This window comes from Novosphingobium sp. B-7, assembly GCF_000410615.1.
Lineage (GTDB): Bacteria > Pseudomonadota > Alphaproteobacteria > Sphingomonadales > Sphingomonadaceae > Novosphingobium > Novosphingobium capsulatum.
In genome coordinates this window covers 1-2,420 of record NZ_APCQ01000007.1, presented here as the reverse complement: position 1 = coordinate 2,420, position 2,420 = coordinate 1, and the positions used below count along the sequence as shown (strand labels likewise).

Sequence of the window (2,420 nt, the reverse complement as noted above, 5' to 3'; positions counted from 1 at the left end):
CACGGCGCCGGCCGGCGCTGCGCCCGCCGCTGCCGCCTCGGGCGGCGGCGTTTCGCGTGAACGGCTGACCCTCAAGGACCTGCGCATCAAGAACGCCGTGCGGCTCCAGGGCACGCGCGGCGAAATCTCCATTCCGTTCGGCGTGCGCAAGAACCAGGTGGTGACCGATGCGTCGATCACCCTGCAACTGGCCTGGTCGCCGGCGATGCTGGGCGATCTGTCGCAGCTGGTCGTGCTGGTGAACGGCGAAGTGGTGCAGACCGTGCCGCTGCGCCCGCAGGATTCGGGCGGCCAGGTGCTGACCCTGCCGATCAACCCCGCGCTGTTCCTGCCCGGTGACAACCAGTTGAACCTGCGTCTGATCGGGCACTATGCCCGCGATTGCGAAGATCCGTTCAATTCGGTGCTCTGGGCCAATGTCAGCAACACGCGCTCGTGGCTGGACCTGACCACCCAAGCGCTGCCCAACGTGCCCGACCTATCGCACCTGCCTGGGCCGTTTTTCGATCGTGCGCTCAACACCACGCTCAAGATGCCGTTCGTGTTTGCCGGCCAACCCCACAAGGGTGAGCTTGAGGCCTCCGCCGCCATGGCCGGCTGGCTCGGTTCGATGGCCAGCTATCGCGGATTCTCGTTCCAGCCACTCTTTGGGCAGATGCCCATGGGCAACGCGATCGCTTTCCTCAAATCGGGGCAGAGCCTGCCCGGTCTCAACATGACGGTCAGCGGCCCTTCGGCCGCCGTCGTGCGCAATCCGCGCGATTCCTATGGCACCGTGCTGGTGATCATGGGGCGTGACGATGGCGAACTGCGCCTGGCGGCTGCTGCGGTCTCGTCGGGCCGCGGCGTGTTTGGCGGGGCGCGGATGAATTTCGATGGCGCCCGCGTGCCCAGCTATCCGCGCTATGGCGCGCCGCGCTGGATCACCACCGATCACGCCGTCAAGCTGGGCGAGATCATGGAGCCCTATGCGCTCCAGGGCATGGGCCTGCCGCCGGGCCCGCTGACGGCGCGTTTTCGCGTGGCGCCAGACTTGTTCTTCTGGCCGCGCCAGGGCGGCACGCTCAACCTCATCTATCGCTATCCGCTGGCCAAGTGGATGGATCGCAAGGCCTCGCGCCTTGATATCTCGATCAACAGCCAGTTCCTCAAGACCCTGCCGCTGGCCGGCAGCTGGTGGAGCGACTGGTTCGGATCGAAGGGCGCCAACAGCTTTGACGGTTCGGCCAGCCTGACCCTGCCGCGCTACAACCTGTTCGGGCAGAACGACCTGGTTTTCGATTACAACCTGATCCTGGCCGACAAGCAGAAGTGCACCGGCACGCTGCCTGATAATGTGCGCGTGGCAGTCGATCCGGCCTCGACCATCGATCTCAGCCACGCCTATCATGCGCTGGAAATGCCCGATCTCGCCACGTTTGCGGGTGCGGGCTATCCCTTCACGATCCGCCCTGACCTGGGCGAAACGACCGTGCTGATGAGCCGCAATCCCACGCCGGCCTCGGTCCAGGCATTCCTCAACCTGATGGGCCGGTTTGGCGACAGCACCGGGATCGCCCCCACCGGGGTGACCGTGGCCGATGGCGTCGATCCCGATCGGCTGTCGAGCCAGGATATCCTGGTGATCGGCAGCTCGGCGATTGCCGGGGCTGGCCAGGTCTTTGCCAATGCGCCGCTGCATTGGGACGGGCACGGGCTGAAAGTGGCCGAAAAAAGCCCGCTGCAATATGTTTCCGCGCTGTTTTCCGATCGTGGCCTCACCAACGAGGCCGATGTCGAGCCGATGATCCACGCCGCGCGCGGGTTTGCCGGCATCGTCAGCTTCCAGTCTCCCTATGCGTCGGATCGCACGGTGGTGGCGCTGGTGGCCGATGATGCGGCCGATCTGCCCCCGCTGGTCGATGGCATGGCCGATTCCAAGATCAACGCCCAGATCCAGGGTGACCTGTCGGTTGCCACGGGCGATGGCATGTCGAGCTTTGCCATCGGGTCCACCTATTGGGTCGGCAGCCTGCCGATCTGGATGAAGGTGGCCTTCTGGTTCAGCCAACGCCCCTTGCTCATGGCGTTCGGCACGCTCATTCTGGCATTGGGGCTCACTGGCCCAGCTTACGCCTATTTCCGCCGCCAGGCTCGTCTGCGTCTGGGTGCAAAGGATGAATGAGATGTCCGCCCCGCTGCCTTCTTCCCGTGCTGCTGTTGCCATCCTGCTGGCCTCGAGTGCCTCGCTGGCCTTGCCCCAGGTGGCATTCGCCGATGTGCCCGGGGTAAAGGCCCTGATTGCACAGGGGCTCTATTGGAAGGGCAAGGGGCGCCAGGATCTGGCGGATCAGGCGCTGCGCCGCGCGCTGGCGCTTGATCCCGGCAATGTCGAGGCGCGCCGCGCTCTGGCCGGGGGTGGAGCGCCCGCCGCTGCACCC

Annotated in this window: 2 protein-coding genes; both read left to right on the top strand. The window is 65.7% G+C overall.

What is annotated here, in order from left to right:
- Positions 1–2,164 (top strand): cellulose biosynthesis cyclic di-GMP-binding regulatory protein BcsB (locus tag H926_RS0100055; protein WP_022674473.1); only part of this gene is annotated, 2,164 nt, incomplete at its 5' end.
- Position 2,165: 1 nt separating this feature from the next.
- A partial coding sequence (locus tag H926_RS24795; protein ID WP_148291578.1) for a hypothetical protein occupies positions 2,166–2,420 on the top strand: 255 nt, incomplete at its 3' end.